Here is a 22,386-nt window from a genome sequence, read left to right as displayed (position 1 = left end):
ACGCTCCGGGAGGCCGAGCGGAACCCGGCCTCCCGGCGCGTCACACGCCGACGTGCTTCTGGAATCGGATGATGGCCGCGAACTCGTCCGCGACCAGGCTCGCCCCACCCACGAGCGCTCCGTCGACGTCGGGCTCGCGGAGGAAGGAGGCGATGTTGCCGGACTTGACCGACCCGCCGTAGAGCACGCGCGTGCGGGCCGCGGCATCCGCGCCCAGCTTGTCCGCGACGACCTCGCGGAGCTTCGCGCAGACCTCCTGCGCCTGCTCGGGCGTCGCCGCCTTGCCGGAGCCGATGGCCCAGACGGGCTCGTACGCCACGACGATCTCGGCGTCCGAGGAGACGCCCTCGAGTGCGACCCGCAGCTGGCCCACCGGGACGGCGCTCGCACCGAACTCCTCGAGGTCGGCGGCGGTCTCCCCGACGCAGATCACCGGACGCAGGCCGTGCTTCAGTGCGGCGGCGACCTTCGCCGCCACCACCTCGTCGGACTCCGCGTGGTACTCGCGACGCTCCGAGTGGCCGATGATCACATAGGCGCAGTCGAGCTTGGCAAGGAACGCGCCCGAGATCTCACCCGTGTAGGCGCCCGAGTCATGCATCGACAGGTCCTGGCCGCCGAGAGCGAACGGGATCTTGTCGGCGTCGATCAGCGTCTGCACCGTGCGCAGGTCGGTGAAGGGCGGGAAGAGAGCCACCTCCACCGTGTCCGACTCGTGCTTGGCGTCCTTGAGGGTCCAGTGCAGCTTCTGCACCAGGGCGACCGCCTGCAGGTGGTCGAGGTTCATCTTCCAGTTGCCTGCGATGAGGGGGGTTCTGGTCACACCGACCATCCGAGGACCTCCAGTCCGGGGAGCTTCTTGCCTTCGAGGAACTCCAGGCTCGCGCCGCCACCCGTGGAGATGTGGCCGAACTGGTCGTCCCGGAAGCCGAGTTGACGCACGGCAGCAGCCGAGTCGCCGCCACCGACCACCGAGAGGCCGTCGACCTCGGTGAGCGCCTGGGCGACGGTCTTGGTGCCGGCGGCGAACGCCGGCATCTCGAACACGCCCATCGGACCGTTCCAGAAGACCGTCTTGCTGCCGCGGATGATCTCGGCGAACATCTCGGCGGAGCGCGGACCGATGTCCAGGCCCATGCCGGATGCCCCGAACGCGGTGTCCTCGAGGGAATCCGCGTCGGCCACGACGTGATCGGCGTCCGCGGAGAAGGATGCGGCCATGACCGCGTCGACCGGCAGCACGAGCTTCACGCCGCGCTCCTCGGCCTCGCGCATGTACCCGGAGACCGTCTCGATCTGGTCCTTCTCGAGAAGGCTCGCGCCCACCCGGTAGCCCTTCGCGGCGAGGAACGTGTACAGCATCCCGCCGCCGACGAGGATGGTGTCCACACGCGGGAGCAGGTGCGCGATGACGCCCAGCTTGTCGCTGACCTTCGAGCCGCCGAGGATGACCGTGTAGGGGCGCTCGGGGTTCTCCGTCAGCCGGTCGAGGACGTCGAGTTCGGCCTCGATGAGCAGGCCTGCCGCCGACGGCAGGATCTCGGCGAGTTCGTAGACGCTGGCCTGCTTGCGGTGCACGACACCGAAGCCGTCCGAGACGAGTGCGTCGCCGAGACCGGCGAGCTGCTCGGCGAAGGTGCGGCGCTCGACCGCATCCTTCGACGTCTCGCCCGGATTGAACCGCAGGTTCTCGATGACCGTCACGTCGCCGTCCTCGAGGGAGGCGACCGCCTCGTGGGCGGACTCCCCCACCGTGTCACGGGCGAAGGCGACCGGCTTGCCGAGGAGCTCGGACAGCCGCTGCGCGACCGGTGCGAGCGAGTAGGCCGGGTTGGGCTCGCCGTCGGGGCGCCCGAGGTGGGAGCAGACGACGAGTCGGGCGCCCTGATTGATCAGGGCGTTGAGGGTCGGAAGCGTCGCCCGCACGCGACCATCGTCCGTGATGACCCCGTCCCGCAAGGGGACGTTGAGGTCAGCACGGACGATGACGCGCTTGCCGGCGAGCGACCCCAGCGAAGCGAGGGTGCGCAGAGGCATGATGATCGCTTAGAGGCGCTCGGCGACGTACTCGGTCAGGTCGACGAGACGGTTCGAGTAGCCCCACTCGTTGTCGTACCAGGCGGACAGCTTGACCTGGTTGCCGATCACACGGAGCAGGCCCGCGTCGAAGATCGACGAGTGCGGGTCGGTGACGATATCGCTGGAGACGATCTCGTCCTCGGTGTACTTCAGGATGCCCTTGAGGGGGCCTTCCTCGGCGGCAGCCTTGTAGGCGGCCTTGATCTCCTCGACGGTCACGTCGCGGCCCGCCTCGACGGTCAGGTCGGTGATCGAGCCGGTGGGGATCGGGACACGCAGCGCGAAGCCGTCGAGCTTGCCCTTCAGCTCCGGCAGCACCAGGCCGATGGCCTTGGCGGCGCCGGTGGAGGTCGGGACGATGTTGATCGCGGCGGCACGGGCGCGGCGCAGGTCCTTGTGCGGGCCGTCCTGCAGGTTCTGGTCGGCCGTGTAGGCGTGGACCGTCGTCATGAGGCCCTTGACGATGCCGAAGTTGTCGTTGAACACCTTCGCCAGCGGCGCGAGGCAGTTCGTGGTGCACGACGCGTTCGAGATGATGACGTCGGTCTCCGGGTTGTAGTCGCCCTCGTTGACACCCATCACGATCGTGACGTCGTCACCCGAGGCGGGAGCCGAGATCAGGACCTTCTTGGCGCCGGCGGCGATGTGCTTCTTGGCGTCCTCCGCCTTGGTGAAGTGGCCGGTCGACTCGATGACGATGTCGACGCCCAGTTCGCCCCAGGGGAGGTTGGCGGGGTCGCGCTCGGCGAGCACCTTGATGCTCCTGCCCCCGACGGTGATGGAGTCGGCGTCGTAGGTGACGTCCTCCGCCAGGCGGCCGGTGACCGAGTCGTACTTGAGCAGATGGGCGAGGGTCTTGTTGTCGGTGAGGTCGTTCACCGCCACGATTTCGAGGTCCGCACCCTGCGCGAGAGCCGCGCGAAGGTAGTTACGTCCGATGCGGCCGAAGCCGTTGATGCCGATCTTGACAGACACGGTGTCTCCCGTTTTCTCGTCGCGCCTTAGCGCATTTTCCGACCCGAGATGTACCCCCGGGAAGAGCCGGACATGTGAGTGAGCCGGCTCGGAGGAAGAGGATCCCGGAGCCCCCGCGGAACGAGGGCTCCGAGGCATCCTCACCTGGTCATGACACTACCAGCAGGCCTGCCGTCTTCTCCCGGGCCGTGGCGAACCGCGACTGGACGTTCTCCCAGTTCGCGATGTTCCAGAACGCCTTGACGTAGTCCGCGCGGACGTTCTTGTAGTCGAGGTAGTAGGCGTGCTCCCAGACGTCCAGGAGCAGCAGCGGCACGGTGGCCGCAGCGATCTGCGACTGCTGGTCGAACATCTGCTGGATGATCAGGTTCTGCCCGATCGAGTCCCAGAACAGACCCGCCCAGCCGGAGCCCTGCACGCCGAGTGCCGCGGCCGTGAACTGCGCCTGGAACTTGTCGAACGAACCGAACTGGTCGGTGATCGCGGCCTCGAGGTCACCGGTTGGCTTGTCGCCGCCGTTCGGGGACAGGTTCGTCCAGAAGATGGAGTGGTTGGTGTGGCCGCCCAGATTGAAGGACAGGTCCTTCTCGAGGCGGTTCAGGTTCGCGAAGTTACCGGAATCGCGGGCCTCGGCCAGCTGCTCCAGCGCGGCATTCGCGCCATTCACGTAGGTCTGGTGGTGCTTGCTGTGGTGCAGCTCCATGATCGTCGCGCTGATGCTCGGCTCGAGCGCAGCGTAATCGTAGGGGAGCTCGGGCAACGTGTACTTCGCCATGTTCTCTTCTTCCTGTCGGCGCCGCGCCGAAGTCCTCGGCACGGCGAGGGGACATCCTCATCCTAGTGAGGCCGAACCCCGCGGCCGGGGGCTTGATTCCCGGTGCTCGATTGTGCCGCCCGATGAAAGACCGCGAGACTGCAGGCTTTTCACGAGACCGCGCGTGGCACGGTCTGTTTCGTGGGGAGCCTGCAGTCTCGCGGGAAGGAGATGCGGAGGCGGGGAGGTCAGTCCTCGGCGCCGACCGGCACGGCGGACTCGGTGCCGGGGATGCCCTCGGCCTCGGCCTTCTTGTCGGCCATGGCGAGCAGGCGACGGATGCGGCCGGCGACCGCGTCCTTGGTCAGCGGCGGGTCGGCGTGGTGGCCCAGCTCGTCGAGGCTCGCGTCACGGTGCGCCAGACGGAGGTCTCCGGCGGCGCGCAGGTGGTCGGGCACGGTGTCGCCGAGGATCTCCAGCGCGCGCTCGACCCGCGCACAGGCTGCGACGGCCGCCTGCGCGGAGCGGCGCAGGTTGGCGTCGTCGAAGTTCACGAGCCGGTTGACGCCGGCGCGCACCTCGCGGCGCTGGCGCAGCTGCTCCCAGTCCTGGGCGGCCTTGCGCGCGCCCATCTCGTGCAGGGCCGAGCGGATGGCTTCGCCCTCGCGGACGACGACGCGCGGGACGCCGCGCACCTCACGGGCCTTGGCCGGGATGCCGAGCCGGTGTGCGGCGCCGACGAGCGCCATCGCGGCCTCGCCGGACGGGCAGGAGATCTCGAGCGCTGCGGAGCGACCGGGGTCGCTCAGGGTGCCGGCGGCGAGGAAGGCACCGCGCCAGATGGCGGCGAGATCGTGCCGGGCTCCGGTCGTGAGCTTGTTGGGCAGACCGCGCACCTGGCGGCGGCGCTGGTCGAGCAGGCCGGTCTGGCGCGCCAGGGTCTCTCCCCCGTCGATCACGCGGACGGCGTACGAGCCGCCGGCGCGACCGGAGGTCCCCTGCACGTGTGCGAGCTCGGGACGCACGCCGTAGAGCTCGACGAGTTCACGGGCGACGCGGCGCGCGAGCGCCTCGGAGTCGACCTCCGCCTCGACCGCCACGCGGCCCGCGATCGAGTGCAGCCCCCCGGCGAATCGGAGGATCGCCGTCAGTTCGGCCACCCTCGCAGTAGGACGCGGATCACGGCCGGCAATCAGCTCGGCCTTGACGTCGGCGGTCAGGGGCACGGCACTCCTCAGGGGGTTTCAGGGCGGGGGAACGACGTTCCAGCCTACTCTCGCCCGAGGTCCCGATGTGTGACGCCCACGGCGACGCCGGGCATCTGACCGAGTCTGGCGGCGATCTCGCGCGCCATCACGACCGAGCGGTGCTTGCCGCCCGTGCACCCCACAGCGACGATCGAGTGACGCTTGTTCTCCCGCTGATAACCCGCCAGGACCGGCTCCAGGGCAGCCGTGTACGCGTCCAGGAACTCCCGCGCGCCCGTCTGCCCGAGGACGAATTCGCGCACCTCATCGTCCTCACCGGTGAGTCCGCGCAACTCGTCCGTCCAGTACGGATTCGGCAGGAACCGCATGTCCGCCACGAGATCGGCGTCCGGCGGAAGGCCGTACTTGAACCCGAAGCTCATGACCGTCACGGTGTGCGGCGAGGCGTCCGCCGACGCGAAGAGCTCCGCGACCCGGCTGGTGAGCTGGTGGATGTTGTACGACGAGGTGTCGATGATCATGTCGGCGCTCTCGCGCACCGGTGCGAGCCGTGCGCGTTCACGCCGGATGCCGTCGACGATCGTTCCCGCGGCCTGCAGCGGATGCGGGCGCCGTACCGCCTCGAACCGGCGCACCAGCACGTCGTCGCTCGCGTCGAGGAACACGATCCGGAGGTGCCGGCCGTCGCGGAGCGAACGGGTCACCTCCGGCAGGCTCTCGAAGAGCTCCCGCCCGCGGACGTCCACGACCACCGCGACCCGCGGCACGGCGCCTCCGGCCATCTCCGACAGCTCGAGCAGGGGCCGCAGCATCTTCGGCGGCAGGTTGTCCACGACGTACCAGTCGAGGTCCTCCAGCGCGTTCGCCACCGTCGAGCGTCCGGCTCCCGACATCCCCGTGACGATGAGCACCTCACCGACGCTCGTCTGCCCTGGTTCCGGCATCTCCCACCCCCGTCGTCGTCCGGCCAGCCTATCGACTCGCCAGATGCTCGTGCACGGAGGCGGCCAGCTTCGGCCCGATGCCGGGCAGCTCCTCGATCTCCTCGGGTGTCGCCTGCCGCAGCGCGGTCACGGATCCGAAGTGCCTCAGCAGCGCCTTGATCCGGGCCTCGCCGAGTCCCGGCACCTCGGACAGCACGCTCGTGATGTCACGCTTGCGGCGCTTGCGCTGATGGGTGATGGCGAACCGGTGCGCCTCGTCACGCAGGCGCTGCAGGAGGTACAGCGCCTCCGAGGTACGCGGCAGGATGACCGGGTACTCCTCCCCCGGCAGCCACACCTCCTCGAGCCGCTTGGCGATGCCGCACAGCGCGATCTCGGTGTGCCCGGCGTCCTCGAGCGCACGGGCGGCCGCCGCGACCTGCGGCTGACCGCCGTCCACCACCAGCAGCTGCGGCGGATAGGCGAAGCGCGGGCGCCGTCGTGTCGTGACGACATCCCCGTCCTCGAGCGCCGCCGAGGGGTCGGATGCGGTGGCCACCGGGACCGCCTCCGGCTGTTCCTCGGGTCGGTCCAGGTAGGCCAGGCGGCGTAACAGCACCTGGTGGATCGAGTCGGTGTCGTCGGTCGTCTCCGCGATCCCGAAGGTGCGGTACTGGTCCTTGCGCGGGAGCCCGTCCTCGAAGACCACCATGGAGGCGACGACGTTGGTTCCGGACAGGTGCGAGACGTCGTAGCACTCGATCCGCAAGGGCGCCTCGGTGAGTCCGAGCGCCTCCTGCAGATCGGTGAGCGCCTGCGTCCGGGCCACGTAGTCGCTCGTGCGCCTCGTCTTGTGCAGGATCAGCGCCTGCTGGGCGTTCATGGTGGCCGTGCGCATCAGATCGGCCTTGCCGCCGCGCTGGGCGACCTGGATGGACACGTTCCTGCCCCGCTTCGCGCGCAGCCACTGTTCCAGCTCGTCGGCGTCGTCGGGCAGGGACGGCACCAGGACCTGCTTCGGGATGTCGGCGGGCGCGGCGTCGCCGTAGGTGCGCTGGATCACCTGGTCGACGAGTTCGGCGCCGGTGATGTCGATCTCCTTCTCGATGGTCGTCGCCCGCACCCCGCGCACCCGGCCGCCGCGCACGATGAAGTGCTGCACCGCGGCGGCGAGTTCGTCCTCCGCGATACCGAACAGGTCCGCGTCGGTGTCGTCGGGGAGCACCAGCGCGCTCTTGCCGAGGACCGCCTCGATCGCCTGCAGCTTGTCCCGGTAGCCCGCGGCGGACTCGTAGTCCATCGCGGCCGCGGCCTCCTTCATGCGCGCGGTGAGTGCCCGGGTGAAGCGCTGGTCGCTCCCGGACATGAAGGCGATGAAGTCGTCCACCATGGCCCGGTGCTCCTCGACCGTGACCTTCATCGAGCACGGCCCGCCGCAGCGTCCGATCTGCCCCGGGAAGCACGGGCGTCCGGTCGCCATCGCCTTCTTGTAGGACGAGTCGGAGCAGGTGCGGATCGGGAACACCTTGATCATCAGGTCGATGACGTCGTGGACGGCCCAGATCTTGGGATACGGACCGAAGTACTTCGCCCCCTTGATCCGTCGATTGCGGGTCACGATGACCCGCGGCGCCTCGTCGGCCAGGGTGATCGCCATGTACGGGTAGGACTTGTCGTCCTTGTAGCGCACGTTGAACGGAGGGGTGAACTCCTGGATCCACATGTACTCCAGCTGGAGCGCCTCGACGTCGCTGCCGACCACCGTCCACTCCACCGACGAGGCGGTCGTGACCATGCGGCGCGTGCGTTCGTGCAGCGTGTGCAGCGGCGCGAAGTAGTTCGACAGCCGGGCGCGGAGGTTCTTCGCCTTCCCGACGTACAGGATGCGGCCCTCCGCGTCGCGGAAGCGGTAGACGCCGGGGCTGGTGGGGATCTCGCCCTGCTTCGGCCGGTACGGCAGAACGGACGCCACGATCAGCCGGCCTTGCGCCGCTCGCCGAGGTCGAGCACCTCCGCGAGGAACGTCCCCGTGTGGCTCCCCTCGGTCGCCGCCACCTTCTCCGGCGTACCGGTCGCGATGATCGTGCCGCCGCCGGACCCGCCCTCGGGACCGAGGTCGATGACCCAGTCGGCCGACTTGATCACGTCGAGGTTGTGCTCGATGACGATCACGGTGTTGCCTTTGTCCACCAGGCCGTTGAGCACCTCGAGGAGGCGACTGACGTCCTCGAAGTGCAGGCCGGTGGTCGGCTCGTCGAGCACGTAGACGCTGCGGCCGTTGGACCGGCGCTGCAGTTCGGTCGCGAGCTTCACCCGCTGGGCCTCACCGCCGGAGAGCGTCGTGGCGGACTGGCCCAGACGCACGTAGCCGAGCCCCACGTCGACGAGGGTGCGCAGGTACCGGTGGATGGCCTGGATGGGCTCGAAGAACTCCGCAGCCTCGGAGATCGGCATCTCCAGGACCTCGGCGATGTTCTTGCCCTTGTAGTGCACGGCGAGGGTGTCCCGGTTGTACCGCTTGCCGTGGCACACCTCGCAGTCCACGTAGACGTCGGGGAGGAAGTTCATCTCGATCTTGATCGTGCCGTCGCCGGAGCACGCCTCGCAGCGCCCGCCCTTGACGTTGAAGCTGAACCGCCCGGCCTGGTAGCCGCGGGCCTTCGCCTCGGGCGTCTCCGCGAAGAGGTTGCGGATGCGGTCGAACACCCCGGTGTAGGTCGCCGGGTTCGAGCGCGGGGTGCGGCCGATGGGCGCCTGGTCGACGTGCACGACCTTGTCCAGGTCCTCGAGCCCGGTCACCCGCGTGTGCTTGCCGGGCACCCGGCGCGCACCGTTCAGACGGGAGGCGAGCACCTCGTAGAGGATGCCGTTGACGAGGGTGGACTTGCCCGAGCCGCTCACGCCGGTCACCGCCGTCAGCACACCCAGCGGGAAGCTCGCCGTGACGTTCTTGAGGTTGTTCTCGCGCGCTCCGACGACCGTGATCTGGCGCTTCTTGTCGATCCGGCGACGCTTGGCGGGCAGTTCGATCCGGCGCCGACCGGACAGGTAGGCGGCGGTCAGCGAATCGGTTTCCTGGAGCAACTGCGCGTACGGACCGGAATGCACCACGTGTCCGCCGTCGACGCCCGCGCGCGGTCCGATGTCGACGATCCAATCGGCCGCCTGGATCGTCTCCTCGTCGTGCTCCACCACGATCAGGGTGTTACCGAGCTTCTTCAGGGCGAGCAGCGTCTCGATCAGCCGACGGTTGTCCCTCTGGTGGAGCCCGATCGAGGGCTCGTCGAGCACGTAGAGCACGCCGGTGAGCCCCGAGCCGATCTGGGTGGCGAGCCGGATGCGCTGCGCTTCACCGCCGGAGAGCGAACCCGCGGAGCGGGAGAGGCTGAGGTAAGTCAGTCCGACCTGGATCAGGAAGTCGAGGCGGACACGGATCTCCCGCAGCACGGCTGCGGCGATCTTGGCCTCGCGCGGCGTGAGCTCGAGCTCTGCGAAGTACTGCTGCGCCTCGGCGAGGCTCAGCCGCGAGGCGTCGGCGATCGAGTGGCCGTGCACGAGCACCGCGAGCACCTCGGGCTTGAGGCGGTCACCGTTGCAGACCGGGCAGGGGACCTCCCGCAGGTACTCGCCCCAGCGCTGGCGGGCGCTGTCGGACTCGGCCTGCTGGTACTGGCGCTCGATGTAGGGCACCACGCCCTCGAAGCCCGAGGTGTACCGCATCTCGCGGCCGTAGCGGTTCTTCCACTTCACGGAGACCTTGAAGTTGTCCCCGTGCAGCACGGCGTCCTTCACGTCCTGCGGCAGCATCCGCCACGGCTTGTCCAGGGAGAAGCCCAGATCGTCGGAGAGACCCTCGAGGAGGCGCTCGTAGTACTGGAACAGTCCCTTGCCCTGCGTCGTCCACGGGATGATGACGCCCTCGCGGATCGAGAGGTCCTCGTCGCCGAGCATGAGGTCGACGTCCACCGACATCCGGGTGCCGAGTCCGGAGCACGTGGGACACGCGCCGAACGGGGCGTTGAACGAGAAGGTGCGCGGCTCGATCTCGGTCAGCTGCAGCGGGTGCCCGTTGGGGCAGGCCAGCTTCTCGCTGAAGTTCTGCCAGGCGTCGTCGCCTTCCTCGTCCACGAAGTTGACCTGCATGATGCCGCCGGCGAGCCCGAGCGCCGTCTCGACCGAGTCCGTGACGCGGGAGAGGATGTCGGGACCGGCGACCAGACGGTCGACGACCACCGCGATGTCGTGCTTGTAGCTCTTCTTGAGGGTCGGCGGCTCGGCGAGCTGCACCATCTCCCCGTCGACGACCGCGCGGGCGTAGCCCTTCGCGCTCAGCTCCTTGAAGAGGTCGACGAACTCGCCCTTCTTCTGCGATACGACCGGTGCGACGATCTGGTAGCGCGTGCGCTCGGGAAGCTCCATGAGCTGATCCGCGATCTGCTGCACGGTCTGGCGCTGGATCACCTCACCGCACTCGGGGCAGTGCGGGACGCCGATCCGCGCCCAGAGCAGACGCATGTAGTCGTGGATCTCCGTGATCGTGCCCACGGTCGAGCGGGGGTTCCGGTTCGTCGACTTCTGGTCGATCGACACCGCCGGACTCAGCCCCTCGATGAAGTCGACGTCGGGACGGTCCACCTGGCCCAGGAACTGACGTGCGTACGAGCTCAACGACTCCACATAGCGCCGCTGCCCCTCGGCGAAGATGGTGTCGAAGGCGAGGCTGGACTTGCCGGAGCCGGACAGGCCCGTGAACACCACCATCGAGTCGCGCGGGATGTCGAGATCCACATTCTTCAGATTGTGGACGCGGGCACCGCGGACACTCAGCGTTCCGGCGTTATGGGCGAGTTCCGACACGGGGAGAATGGGCACCAGACAAGTCTAGGCAGCACCGCTGACACCGGGCTGTGGCTTCGCTGGCGGCGGACGGGGGCGGATAGACTGGGCCCCGAATCCCATATTCAGGCACGCTCACACAGTGCCGCACATATCGCGCGAGGAGATCCCATGACCGCCATTCCCGACAAGCCCGCCCTCGAGGGCCTGGAAGCCAAGTGGGACGGAGCGTGGGCCGACCGCGGGACGTACCTCTTCGATCGCGATGCCGCCCGCGCCTCCGGCCGCGCCGGGGTGTTCTCCGTCGACACTCCCCCGCCGACCGCGTCCGGTTCGCTGCACATCGGTCACGTGTTCTCGTTCACGCACACCGACCTCAAGGCCCGGTTCGAGCGGATGCGGGGCAAGACCGTCTTCTACCCGATGGGGTGGGACGACAACGGCCTGCCGACCGAGCGCCGCGTGCAGAACTACTACGGCGTGCGGTGCGACCCCTCCCTCCCCTACGACCCGCAGTTCACTCCCCCGTTCGAGGGGGGCGACAACAAGTCCAGCCGTGCGGCCGACCAGCAGCCGATCAGCCGCCGCAACTTCATCGAGCTGTGCGAGCGCCTCACCGTCGAGGACGAGAAGCAATTCGAGGAGCTGTTCCGCAAGCTCGGCCTGAGCGTCGACTGGACCCAGACGTACCGCACGATCTCCGACGACACCATCCGGGTCAGCCAGCTGGCCTTCCTGCGGAACCTGGACCGCGGTGAGGCGTACCAGGCGATGGCCCCCACCCTGTGGGACATCGACTTCCGTTCCGCGATCGCGCAGGCCGAGCTCGAGGACCGCGACCAGCCCAGCGCCTACCACCGCCTCGCCTTCCACAAGACCGACGGCAGCGGCGACGTGCTGATCGAGACCACCCGACCGGAACTGCTCGCGGCCTGCGTGGCCCTCGTCGCGCACCCGGACGACGAGCGCTACCAGCCGCTGTTCGGCACCACCGTGTCCACGCCGTTGTTCGGTGTCGAGGTACCCGTGCTCGCGCACCCCCTCGCACAGCCGGACAAGGGCTCCGGCATCGCCATGATCTGCACCTTCGGTGACGTCACCGACATCATCTGGTGGCGCGAGCTCGATCTGCCCAACCGCACCATCATCGGACAGGACGGCCGTATCGTCGCCGATGCGCCCGACGTGATCGAGACGGATGCGGCGCGCGCCGCCTACGCGGAACTGGCGGGCAAGACCGTGTTCAGCGCCAAGAAGCGCGTCGTGGAACTCCTCCAGGAGTCCGGCGAACTGCTGGAGGTCTCCAAGCCCTTCACCCACGCGGTGAAGTTCTTCGAGAAGGGCGACCGCCCGCTGGAGATCGTCTCCACCCGGCAGTGGTACCTGCGCAACGGCGCCCGTGACGCCGCGCTCCGCGAGAAGCTGATCGCCCTCGGCCAGGAGATCGACTGGCACCCCGACTTCATGCGCGTGCGCTTCGAGAACTGGACCAACGGCCTCACCGGCGACTGGCTCGTCTCTCGCCAGCGCTTCTTCGGCGTGCCGATCCCCGTCTGGTACGCGCTCGATGAGAACGGCGAGCGGGACTACGACCGCGTGCTCGTCCCGGAGCCCGGACAGCTCCCGGTGGACCCCACTTCGGACGTGCCCCCCGGGTACTCCGAGGACCAGCGCGGGGTGCCCGGCGGCTTCGACGCCGAACGCGACATCTTCGACACCTGGGCGACCTCGTCCCTCACGCCGCAGCTGGCCGGTGGCTGGCAGCGCGACGACGAGCTGTGGGACCTCGTCGCCCCGTTCGACCTGCGCCCGCAGGGCCAGGACATCATCCGCACATGGCTCTTCTCCACGCTCCTGCGCAGCGCGCTCGAGGACGACCGGGCGCCGTGGACGGATGCCGCCATCTCCGGCTTCATCGTCGACCCCGACCGCAAGAAGATGTCGAAGTCCAAGGGCAACGTCGTCACGCCGGCCGCGATCCTGGACCAGCACGGCTCGGACGCGGTGCGCTACTGGGCGGCCTCCAGCCGCCTGGGGACGGACGCCGCGTTCGACCCGCAGAACCCGACCCAGATCAAGATCGGCCGCCGTCTCGCCATCAAGGTGCTGAACGCCGCGAAGTTCGTGCTGTCGTTCCCGGTCCCGGAGGGCGCCCGCATCACGCACGCACTCGATGCCTCGATGCTGACCACGCTCGACGGCGTGGTGCGCGACGCGACCCGCGCGTTCGAGCAGTACGACCACGCCCGGGCGCTGGAGATCACCGAGTCCTTCTTCTGGACGTTCTGCGACGACTACCTCGAACTCGTCAAGGAGCGGGCGTACGACCAGACCGACAGCGGGCAGGCCTCCGCCGCGCTCGCTCTGCGCATCGCGCTCGAGACGCTCCTGCGGCTGTTCGCCCCGGTCCTCGCCTTCGCCGCGGAAGAGGCCTGGTCGTGGTTCCACGAGGAGTCGGTCCACGTCTCGTCCTGGCCCGAGCCTCTCGGGATCGAGGGCGACCCCGCCGTCCTGAGTGCGGTCAGCGAGGCTCTCATCGGCATCCGCCGCGCCAAGACGGAGGCCAAGGCCTCGCAGAAGACGCCCGTGTCGTCCCTGGTGCTCGGCGCCCCCGCCGCGATGACCCCTGCGCTGGAGTCCGCGGAAGGCGACCTCAAGGCCGTCGGCCGGATCGCGGAGCTCACCTTCGCGGTCGCGGACGGCATCGCCGTGCAGAGCGTCGAGTTCGCCGAGCAGGAGGCCTGAGATGCGCCTGGGCACACGGTGGGCCGCCTTCACCACCCCGCCGGCGGCCGTCCCCGACGCACTGCGGTCGCAGATCGCCGCAGTGGAGAAACTCCTTCCGGAAGGTCAACTCACCCATCAGCCGACGCCGAGCTGGACCCTCACCTGGCTGGAGGGGCGGCCGGTCGCCGAGCTCGACACCGGCGTGATCGTCGCTCTCGACGCAGAGGGGAACGCCGTCGTCCGCCACGACCCGGACGACGAGTTCGCCTGACCGGCTGCCCTCGGCGAGGCCAGGGGGACGCCGCTACTGTGGCCGTATGGCGACGGATGCGGCGAACCCCCTGCTGAGCGCGAGCACCGGCGGGTCCGGGCTCCCGCCCTACGCGAAGATCCGGCCGGAGCACTATCTGCCCGCCTTCGATGCCGCCTTCGCCGCGCACCGCGCCGAGATCGAGGCGATCGCCACCGATCCCGACGCGCCCACCTTCGAGAACACCCTCGTCGCGCTCGAGCGCAGCGGTGAGCTGCTGGACAGGGTGTCTCGGACGTTCTACACGGTGTCCTCCGCGGATGCGACCGCGCCCATCCAGGAGATCGAGGAAACGCTCGCGCCCCTGATGTCGGCGCATCAGGACGCGGTGCAGCTCGACGCTCGGGTCTTCGCCCGCGTGGCCGCCGTCCACGAGGACCTGGACGACCTGGAGCTCACCCCCGAGCAGCGTTATCTCGTGCAGCGCCGCTTCCGGGAGATGACGCACGCCGGCGCGGGGCTCGCCGACGAGGAGAAGGCGCGGTTGACGGACCTGAACCGGCGACTGTCCACGCTGACGACCACGTTCGAGAAGAATCTGCTGGCCGACACCAACGACCTGGCCGTCGTGTTCGAGGATGCGGCGGACCTCGACGGGCTCACCCCCGGCGAGCTCTCCGCCACCGCGCAGGCCGCCCGGGACCGTGGCCTGGACGGACGCCACCTCGTCACCCTCACCCTCTTCACCGGGCACCCCTACCTCTCCTCCCTCACCGACCGGCGCAGCCGCGAACGGATCATGACGGCGTCCCGCTCGCGCGGGTCACGGGGCAACGAGAACGACAACCGTGCGGTGCTGCTTGAGATCGTCCGCCTCCGCGCCGAGCGTGCCCGGCTCCTGGGCTACGCCTCGCACGCCGCGTACGTGACCGCCGACGAGACAGCCGGGGACCCGGCGGCCGTGCGCGACCTGCTCCACCGCCTGGCGGCCCCGGCGGCGCACAACGCGAGGCGGGAGCAGGAGGCGCTGCAGGCGATCGTCGACGCCGAGCCGGTGCCGTTCCCCCTGGCGGCGCACGACTGGGCGTACTACACGGAACGCGTGCGCGCGGCGGAGTACGACCTGGACCGCGCGGCGCTCCGTCCCTGGTTCGAGGCGGAACGCGTGCTGCAGGACGGCGTCTTCCGCGCCGCGACCGAGCTGTACGGCATCACCTTCACGGAACGCGAGGATCTGCACGCCTACCATCCGGGTGCCCGGGTGTTCGACGTGTCCGAGCCCGATGGATCCCACCTCGGCCTGTACGTGCTCGACCTGTACACCCGGGACACGAAGCGGGGTGGTGCATGGATGAACTCGATCGTCTCGCAGTCCGCCCTCCGCGGCACGACTCCGATCGTCGTGAACAACCTGAACGTGTCGCAGCCCGGTGAGGGAATGCCCACCCTGCTCACCCTCGACGAGGTGACGACGCTGTTCCACGAGTTCGGACACGCGCTGCACGGGCTGTTCGCGACCGTCACCTATCCGCACTTCGCCGGCACCGCCGTCTTCCGGGACTTCGTGGAGTTCCCCAGCCAGGTCAACGAGATGTGGATCTATTGGCCCGAGATCCTGACCTCCTACGCTCGCCATGTCGAGACCGGCGAGCCGCTCCCGGAGGGCGTGGTGGAGAGATTGCACGCCTCGGAGGCCTTCAACCAGGGATTCTCGACGAGTGAGTACCTGGCCGCGGCCTGGCTCGACCAGGCCTGGCACTCACTGGAGCCGGACGGGATCGATGCCGTCGACGTCGGCGACTTCGAGGCGGCGGCCCTCGCCGAGATCGGCCTCGACAACCCCGCCGTGCCCACGCGGTACTCCTCGACCTATTTCGCGCACGTGTTCTCCGGCGGATACAGCGCCGGCTACTACTCGTACATCTGGAGCGAGGTCCTCGACGCGGACACCGTCGAGTGGTTCGCCGAGCACGGCGGACTCACCCGCGCCAACGGCGAGCGGTTCCGGCGGCGCCTGCTCGGCGTCGGCGGCGCCAAGGACCCCCTCGAGGCGTACCGCGACTTCCGCGGCAGGGACGCACGCATCGAACCGCTCCTGCGCCGGCGAGGGCTCGAGGACTAGGCCGTCACTCTCGGGCCCTCAGGCGCGCGGGCGCTCAGGCGCTCTTGCGCTTCTGGCGCAGCACGAGCGTGGGCGCCGCACCCTCTTCGACCGCGGCGCGGGTCACGACGACCTTGGCCACATCCTCGCTCGAAGGGATCTCGAACATGATCGGCCCCAGGACGTCCTCCAGGATCGCGCGGAGACCGCGGGCGCCGGTCTTGCGCGCCACCGCGAGGTCGGCGATGGCCTCGAGCGCATCGTGTTCGAAGTCGAGCTCCACGTCGTCGAGCTGGAACATACGCTGATACTGCTTGACCAGGGCGTTCTTCGGCTCCGTGAGGATCTCCATCAGCGCCGTGCGGTCCAGCGGCGAGACCGCGGCGATCACGGGCAGACGACCGATGAACTCGGGGATCAGGCCGAACTTGTGCAGATCCTCCGGAAGGACCTCGGAGAACAGGTCCGGCCCCTCGTCCTTGCGCTGGAGCGGTGCGCCGAACCCGACGCCGTGCTTGCCGACGCGCGAGGAGATGATCTCCTCCAGGCCGGCGAAGGCCCCCGCGACGATGAACAGCACGTTCGTGGTGTCGATCTGGATGAATTCCTGATGCGGGTGCTTGCGGCCGCCCTGCGGCGGCACCGACGCGACGGTCCCCTCGAGGATCTTCAGCAGCGCCTGCTGCACTCCCTCGCCGGAGACATCCCTCGTGATGGAGGGGTTCTCGGCCTTGCGCGCGATCTTGTCGACCTCATCGATGTAGATGATGCCGGTCTCGGCGCGCTTGGTGTCGAAGTCCGCCGCCTGGAGGAGCTTCAAGAGGATGTTCTCCACGTCCTCGCCCACGTAGCCGGCCTCGGTCAACGCGGTCGCATCGGCCACCGCGAAGGGCACATTGAGCCGCTTCGCGAGCGTCTGCGCGAGGTAGGTCTTGCCGCACCCGGTCGGGCCGAGCATCAGGATGTTGCTCTTGGCCAGCTCGATCTCGTCGGCGCGCTGCTCGGCCGAGATGATCGTGCCCTGCGAGCGGACGCGCTTGTAGTGGTTGTAGACCGCGACCGAGAGCGCGCGCTTGGCCTGCTCCTGGCCGACGACGTAGTCCTCCAGGAACGCGAAGATCTCACGCGGCTTCGGCAGATCGAACTCGGCGACGTCGCCGGAGGTCTGCTCGGCCATGCGCTCTTCGATGATCTCGTTGCACAGCTCGACGCATTCGTCGCAGATGTACACGCCGGGACCGGCGATGAGCTGCTGGACCTGCTTCTGGCTCTTGCCGCAGAACGAACATTTGAAGAGGTCGGCGCTCTCACCGATGCGTGCCATGTTGCCTCTCTTCCCCCGGGGTACGTCTGCTGTCCCCCGAGCCTAACCCGACCCTCGGACAACTGCGCCAATTGTGCGGCACGTCGTCTTATGCGCTGGAACGACGATGCCCCGGCCACAGGGGTCGGGGCATCGTCGTCAAGGGTGTCTCAGGACCCGAGGGCAGCGGGCGTGCGCTTGCGCGTCGTCAGCACCTGGTCGACCAGACCGTAGGCGACCGCATCCTCGGCGGACAGGATCTTGTCGCGGTCGATGTCCTTGTTGATCTTGGCGACATCCTGACCCGTGTGGCGGGCCATGGTCTCCTCGAGCCACACGCGCATCCGCTGGATCTCGGCCGCCTGGATCTCGATGTCCGACGCCTGCCCGTGACCGGACTCGCCGATCGACGGCTGGTGGATGAGGATCCGGGCGTTCGGCAGCGCGAGACGCTTACCGGGCGCACCGGCGGCCAGCAGGACCGACGCCGCCGAGGCGGCCTGGCCGAGCACGACCGTCTGGATCTGCGGCGACACGTACTGCATGGTGTCGTAGATCGCGGTCATGGCCGTGAACGACCCGCCCGGCGAATTGATGTACATGATGATGTCGCGGTCGGGGTCCTGCGACTCGAGCACGAGCAGCTGGGCCATGACGTCGTCCGCGGATGCGTCGTCGACCTGCACGCCGAGGAAGATCACGCGATCCTCGAACAGCTTGTTGTACGGGTCCTGGCGCTTGTAGCCGTAGGCCGTGCGCTCTTCGAACTGCGGAAGGACGTACCGGCTCGAGGGCATCTGCAGCCCCTGCGGGACTCCGAAGGTGGGGGTGTTCATGCGGTTCTCTCTTTCGCCTTCGAATGCCTAGTTCGCGGTTCCGCCGCCGCCGGTGACGTCTGCGGCGTGTTCGCGGATGTGGTCGACGAAGCCGTACTCGAGCGCCTCGTCGGCGGTGAACCAGCGGTCACGGTCGCCGTCCGCGTTGATCTGCTCGACCGACTTGCCGGTCTGCTCCGCGGTGATCTCGGCCAGGCGACGCTTCATCGAGAGGATGAGCTGCGCCTGCGTCTGGATGTCGCTCGCCGTTCCGCCGAAGCCGCCGTGCGGCTGGTGGAGCAGCACGCGGGCGTTGGGTGTGATGTACCGCTTGCCCTTCGTCCCGCTGGTGAGCAGCAGCTGCCCCATGGAGGCCGCCATGCCGATTCCGACGGTGACGATGTCGTTCGGCACGAACTGCATCGTGTCGTAGATCGCCATGCCGGCCGTGATCGACCCGCCCGGGGAGTTGATGTAGAGGTAGATGTCCTTCTTCGAGTCCTCGGCCGCGAGGAGCAGGATCTTCGCGCAGATCTCGTTCGCGTTCTCGTCGCGCACCTCGGATCCGAGCCAGATGATGCGGTCCTTCAGCAGCCTGTCGAAAACACTCGTCGCGACAAGGGGTTCGGCCATGTTCACTCCTGTTTCGGTGGTCTTGGTTTCGAATCTACCGGCGGGTCCCCGGGGCCTCGCCCGTGTTCGCCCTGGGCATACCCGGCGCAGCATGCACCTGCTCCGCCGGGAACGACGAAGGGGCGGATGCCGCAGCATCCGCCCCTTCGTGCGTGGTTGCTTACTCCGCGTCCGCGGCCTTCTTCGCGGCCTTGCGCGTCGTCGGCTTCTTGGCGGGGGCCTCGTCGGCCGGCGTCTCCTCGGCGGGAGCGGCGTCCTTCTTCGGGGCCGCCTTCTTGGCCGGAGCCTTCTTGGCGGGGGCCTTCTTGGCCGGAGCCTCCTCCGCCTCGGCGTCGGCCGCGGCGTCCGCGATCTCCTGGGCCTCGGCGACGACCTCCTCCTCGGCGGCGGGCTCGTCCTCGACCGCGACGAAGCCGGCGAGGTCGACGGGCTTGCCGTTGGTGTCGACGACGCTCACGCGACCGAGCGCGATCGCGAGGGCCTTGTTGCGGGCGACCTCACCGATCAGTGCGGGCAGCTGGTTGCCCTGCTGCAGCGCGTTCACGAAGTCCTGGGGCGCCATGCCGTACTGCGCGGCGGACTGGATGAGGTACTGGGTCAGCTCCTCCTGAGAGACCTGGACGTCGCCGTCCTCGGCGATCTTGTCGAGCAGCACCTGGGTACGGAACTGCTTCTCGCTGGCCTCGGTGACCTCGGCGCGGTGCACGTCGTCCTCGAGACGACCCTCACCCTCGAGGTGGCTGTTCACCTCGTCCTCGATGAGCTTCGGCGGCACCGGGATGTCGGACTTCTCCAGCAGCAGCTCGACGAGCTTGTCGCGCGCGGCGGCGCCCTGCGTGAAGGTGGACTGCTGGGCGACGCGGGCCGCGAGGCTGTCGCGCAGCTCTGCGATCGTGTCGAACTCGCTCGCCATCTGCGCGAAGTCGTCGTCGGCGTCGGGGAGCTCGCGCTCCTTGACGGCCTTGACGGTCACGGCCACCTCGGCCTCGGAGCCGGCGTGGTCGCCGCCCACGAGCTTCGAGCGGAACGTGGTCTCCTCGCCGGCGGTGAGGGACTCGATCGCCTCATCGGTGCCCTCGAGCAGCTCGCCCGAGCCGACCTCGTAGGAGACGCCCTCCGCACGGTCGATCTCGACGCCGTCGATCGTGGCGACGAGGTCCAGCTCGACGAAGTCACCCTTCGCGGCGGGACGGTCGACGGTCACCAGGGTGCCGAAGCGGGCGCGCAGGCTCTCGAGCTCGGCGTCGATGGCGGCGTCGTCGGTCTCGACGGCGTCGACCGTGATGGTCTCACCCTCGTAGGCGGGCATCTCGAACTCGGGACGCACGTCGACCTCGACGGTGACCTTCAGGTCGCCGGAGAAGTCGGACAGCTCGGGGAGCTCGACGACCTCGGCCTCGGGGCGGCCGAGGACGCGGATCTCGTTGTCCGCCACCGCTGCGCGGTAGAAGCCGTCCAGGCCTTCGTTGACCGCGTGCTCGATGACGGCGCCGCGACCGATGCGCTGGTCGATGATGGGAGCCGGAACCTTGCCCTTGCGGAAGCCGGGGATCTGCACGTCCTGAGCGATGTGCTCGTATGCGTGGGCGATGCTCGGCTTGAGCTCCTCGGGCGAGACCGTGATGTGGAGCTTGACCCGGGTGGGGCTCAGCTGCTCGACGGTGCTGGTGACCATGCCTGTTGTTCTCCTCTGGTTCCCGCGACAGCGCGCGGTGGCTGAAGGCCGGGGTCGATGGGGGTCCGATACGTCGGGGCGACAGGATTTGAACCTGCGACCTCCCGCTCCCAAAGCGGGCGCTCTACCAAGCTGAGCTACGCCCCGGGCGGGCGGGCACGCGAACGTGCACCGAAATCGGCCCCCGCAAGTCTAGCCGACGACGCATGTCTGTCCGGACGACCTTCCGATCTCGGCTACACTGACGGATGCCGCAGTTCATTCTGCTGCGGGGATGTAGCTCAATGGTAGAGCCTCAGTCTTCCAAACTGATGGTGCGGGTTCGATTCCCGTCATCCCCTCCACTGCAAGAGTCCTGATCAGGGCTCATCATCCGCGAGACGGCGGTCCGCTCCTCACCGGGGCGGAAACCCGCTTCTCCGATTCGTGCCATGGGCACGGGTCACGGCCACGAACGCGTGGAGAGCACGAGCAGGAATCCATCCGGGTCCGAGAACGTCACGCCGTGATCGTCCCAGTACGGATTGCGCGCGGCGACGCGCGTCCCGCCGGCGCGCTCGATCCGGGCGATCAGCTCTTCGCCCACCGTTCCATCCAGGTACAGCACGATGAGGTCTTCGTCGGTCGGCGCCGGCACGATCTCGGGATCCCGCACGAGTTCGAGGTGCCACGACCCGTTGTCCCAGCCCAGGAAGGCGAACTCCTCGAGCGTGCCGTGGTGACCCGGTTGACGGCCGTCCAGCTCCATGCTGAGACCCTCCACCCAGAACCGGATCGCGGCGTCCATGTCGGCGGTGGGGCGGGCGATCCGGAGGTGCGCGGCGTCGGGTGATGTCACCCCTCCACTGTGGGCAGGCGGAGATCCTGGCGTCTTTCGGAATACCCCCGGCGGGTCTATCGTTTCGGTGATCGAGCGATACCCACCGGGGGTATCCGCAGCGAGGAGGAACGATGGTCAGCAACGAGTACCGGGTGACGGGCATGAGCTGCGAGCACTGCGAGAAGTCGGTCCGCGAAGAGGTCGGCCAGATTTCGGGCGTTCAGGGAATCGACGTGAGCGCGGCGACCGGACGGCTGGTCGTCACCTCGACAGAGCCCCTCGATGACGCCGTCGTCCTGGCTGCGGTCGACGAGGCGGGCTACTCGGCAGTTCGCGCCTGATGAACGCCGCGGGACGACTCATCCTGTTCACGGCGGGCCTCGGCCTGGCGTTCGCGGGAGCCTTCGGCATCTCCGCCGCGGTCGTCCCGGACAGTCTCGCCGCCGGATGGAATGAAGGGGATGCGATGAGCGCACCGAGAACGGCTGACACCGACACGGCCGATGCATCCGCCGTGCAGGGGCTCGCGTCGTCTGCGGGCGGCTATTCCCTGTCCCCTGTGACGGCTCCGCTGACCATCGCCGAGCCCGGTGAACTCGCCTTCCGTGTGCTCTCCGCAGACGGTGACCCCGTCACAGAGTTCACCACCGCGCACGACCGTGATCTGCACCTGATCGTCGTGCGTACCGACGGGGCACTCTTCCGGCACGTCCACCCCGATCTCGATGAGACGACCGGCGTCTGGTCGCTGCCGTGGGAGTGGGATGAGGCGGGCACCTACCGCGTGTACGCGGACTTCACCCCCGGCGACAGCCCGGCCGGCGTGGTACTCACCCGCACTGTCGAGGTCGCCGGCCCGTTCGCGCCGGTGGTCGCCGAGCCGGTCTCCGAGACGCAGGTGGACGGATTCACCGTGGTCGTCACCGGAGACCTCGCCGCCGGAACGCCCGGCGAGCTCACCCTGACGGTCGAGCAGGACGGGACGCCCGTCACGTCGCTTCAGCCCTACCTCGGAGCGTTCGGACACCTCGTCGCCCTCCGCGAGGGGGACATGGCGTACCTGCACGCGCACCCGCAGGGCGGCGACGTGGAGCCGGGCGCCGTCTCCGGCCCCGAGGTGTCCTTCGTGGTGAACACCCCCACGGCCGGACGTTACCTGCTGTACTTCGATTTCCAGGTGGACGGACGCGTGCATTCGGCCCCGTTCGTGCTCGACGTCGCCCCCGGCGACGCCGCGGCCCCCACGCCCCACGACGACGCCCCGCACGGTCACTGACGACGGGCATC

The 22,386-nt window shown here is 68.7% G+C and carries 18 protein-coding genes and 2 tRNA genes; 6 read left to right on the top strand and 14 right to left on the bottom strand.

The features are described 5' to 3' along the window. Positions 1-40 precede the first annotated feature (40 nt). The 8 genes from tpiA to uvrA all read right to left on the bottom strand — a co-directional run bounded on the left by tpiA (position 41) and on the right by uvrA (position 10,811). Positions 41-832, bottom strand: coding sequence for a triose-phosphate isomerase (gene tpiA / locus F6J84_RS07245; protein ID WP_150972585.1), 792 nt, complete (start codon positions 830-832; stop codon positions 41-43). After that, on the bottom strand, positions 820-2,037 hold the full coding sequence (locus tag F6J84_RS07240) for a phosphoglycerate kinase (protein WP_150972583.1): 1,218 nt from the start codon (positions 2,035-2,037) through the stop codon (positions 820-822). Before F6J84_RS07240 ends, tpiA begins: the two co-directional genes overlap by 13 nt. A 9-nt stretch (positions 2,038-2,046) precedes the next feature. Continuing rightward, entirely contained in the window at positions 2,047-3,054 is a 1,008-nt protein-coding gene (gene gap / locus F6J84_RS07235; protein ID WP_150972581.1) for a type I glyceraldehyde-3-phosphate dehydrogenase, read from the bottom strand. 148 nt (positions 3,055-3,202) lie between these two features. Then, a complete protein-coding gene (locus F6J84_RS07230) occupies positions 3,203-3,829 on the bottom strand; it encodes a superoxide dismutase (RefSeq protein WP_150892417.1) in 627 nt (208 codons plus the stop codon). A gap of 227 nt (positions 3,830-4,056) precedes the next feature. Further along, a complete protein-coding gene (gene whiA / locus F6J84_RS07225; protein WP_150892416.1) occupies positions 4,057-5,034 on the bottom strand; it encodes a DNA-binding protein WhiA in 978 nt (325 codons plus the stop codon). Positions 5,035-5,078: 44 nt separating this feature from the next. After that, positions 5,079-5,960: an RNase adapter RapZ gene (rapZ, locus tag F6J84_RS07220; protein ID WP_150972579.1), complete on the bottom strand. Its 882-nt coding sequence runs from the start codon at positions 5,958-5,960 to the stop codon at positions 5,079-5,081. Positions 5,961-5,988: 28 nt separating this feature from the next. After that, positions 5,989-7,911: an excinuclease ABC subunit UvrC gene (uvrC, locus tag F6J84_RS07215; protein WP_150972577.1), complete on the bottom strand. Its 1,923-nt coding sequence runs from the start codon at positions 7,909-7,911 to the stop codon at positions 5,989-5,991. A gap of 2 nt (positions 7,912-7,913) precedes the next feature. Further along, positions 7,914-10,811 (bottom strand): excinuclease ABC subunit UvrA, encoded by a 2,898-nt coding sequence (gene uvrA / locus F6J84_RS07210; RefSeq protein ID WP_150972575.1) that lies wholly within the window; start codon positions 10,809-10,811, stop codon positions 7,914-7,916. Positions 10,812-10,946: 135 nt separating this feature from the next. Between uvrA and valS the strand changes: the two genes are divergently transcribed. Genes valS through F6J84_RS07195 form a run of 3 tightly spaced genes read left to right on the top strand, consistent with a single transcriptional unit; the run spans position 10,947 to position 15,874 of the window. Beyond that, positions 10,947-13,520: a valine--tRNA ligase gene (valS, locus tag F6J84_RS07205; protein WP_150972573.1), complete on the top strand. Its 2,574-nt coding sequence runs from the start codon at positions 10,947-10,949 to the stop codon at positions 13,518-13,520. 1 nt (position 13,521) lies between these two features. Beyond that, positions 13,522-13,773 carry a hypothetical protein gene (locus F6J84_RS07200; RefSeq protein WP_150972571.1) on the top strand — a complete coding sequence of 84 codons (252 nt, stop codon included), beginning with the start codon at positions 13,522-13,524 and terminating at the stop codon, positions 13,771-13,773. A 46-nt stretch (positions 13,774-13,819) separates the two neighbouring features. Further along, positions 13,820-15,874: a M3 family metallopeptidase gene (locus tag F6J84_RS07195; RefSeq protein WP_150972569.1), complete on the top strand. Its 2,055-nt coding sequence runs from the start codon at positions 13,820-13,822 to the stop codon at positions 15,872-15,874. Positions 15,875-15,908: 34 nt separating this feature from the next. Here the strand turns inward: F6J84_RS07195 and clpX are convergent, their stop codons facing one another. The 5 genes from clpX to F6J84_RS07170 all read right to left on the bottom strand — a co-directional run bounded on the left by clpX (position 15,909) and on the right by F6J84_RS07170 (position 20,426). Further along, positions 15,909-17,177, bottom strand: coding sequence for an ATP-dependent Clp protease ATP-binding subunit ClpX (gene clpX / locus F6J84_RS07190; protein ID WP_150972567.1), 1,269 nt, complete (start codon positions 17,175-17,177; stop codon positions 15,909-15,911). A 149-nt stretch (positions 17,178-17,326) separates the two neighbouring features. After that, entirely contained in the window at positions 17,327-17,992 is a 666-nt protein-coding gene (locus tag F6J84_RS07185; RefSeq protein ID WP_150892408.1) for an ATP-dependent Clp protease proteolytic subunit, read from the bottom strand. Between the two features lie 27 nt (positions 17,993-18,019). Next, positions 18,020-18,604 carry an ATP-dependent Clp protease proteolytic subunit gene (locus F6J84_RS07180; RefSeq protein WP_150892407.1) on the bottom strand — a complete coding sequence of 195 codons (585 nt, stop codon included), beginning with the start codon at positions 18,602-18,604 and terminating at the stop codon, positions 18,020-18,022. A 160-nt stretch (positions 18,605-18,764) separates the two neighbouring features. Next, positions 18,765-20,279 carry a trigger factor gene (tig, locus tag F6J84_RS07175; protein WP_150972565.1) on the bottom strand — a complete coding sequence of 505 codons (1,515 nt, stop codon included), beginning with the start codon at positions 20,277-20,279 and terminating at the stop codon, positions 18,765-18,767. A gap of 73 nt (positions 20,280-20,352) precedes the next feature. Next, positions 20,353-20,426: transfer RNA gene (locus F6J84_RS07170), tRNA-Pro, on the bottom strand. Positions 20,427-20,549: 123 nt separating this feature from the next. Between F6J84_RS07170 and F6J84_RS07165 the strand changes: the two genes are divergently transcribed. Beyond that, a tRNA-Gly gene (locus tag F6J84_RS07165) sits at positions 20,550-20,623 on the top strand. 98 nt (positions 20,624-20,721) lie between these two features. Here F6J84_RS07165 and F6J84_RS15480 read toward each other — a convergent pair. Continuing rightward, the gene (locus F6J84_RS15480) at positions 20,722-21,117 is read right to left on the bottom strand and encodes a VOC family protein (RefSeq protein ID WP_202980479.1); all 396 of its coding nucleotides are present in this window, start codon (positions 21,115-21,117) and stop codon (positions 20,722-20,724) included. Between the two features lie 113 nt (positions 21,118-21,230). On the opposite strand from F6J84_RS15480, the gene F6J84_RS07155 reads away from it, so the two are divergent. Together F6J84_RS07155 and F6J84_RS07150 are read left to right on the top strand one after the other, a co-directional pair. Next, entirely contained in the window at positions 21,231-21,440 is a 210-nt protein-coding gene (locus F6J84_RS07155; RefSeq protein WP_150972562.1) for a heavy-metal-associated domain-containing protein, read from the top strand. Further along, the gene (locus F6J84_RS07150) at positions 21,440-22,375 is read left to right on the top strand and encodes a heavy-metal-associated domain-containing protein (protein WP_150972560.1); all 936 of its coding nucleotides are present in this window, start codon (positions 21,440-21,442) and stop codon (positions 22,373-22,375) included. The genes F6J84_RS07155 and F6J84_RS07150 overlap by 1 nt, the downstream gene beginning before the upstream one ends. Positions 22,376-22,386: the final 11 nt, after the last annotated feature.

Source organism: Microbacterium caowuchunii, assembly GCF_008727755.1.
In the GTDB taxonomy this organism is placed as follows: Bacteria; Actinomycetota; Actinomycetes; order Actinomycetales; family Microbacteriaceae; genus Microbacterium; species Microbacterium caowuchunii.
The sequence above is the reverse complement of the archived record's forward strand: the minus strand, read 5'-3'. Positions and strand labels throughout refer to the sequence as shown.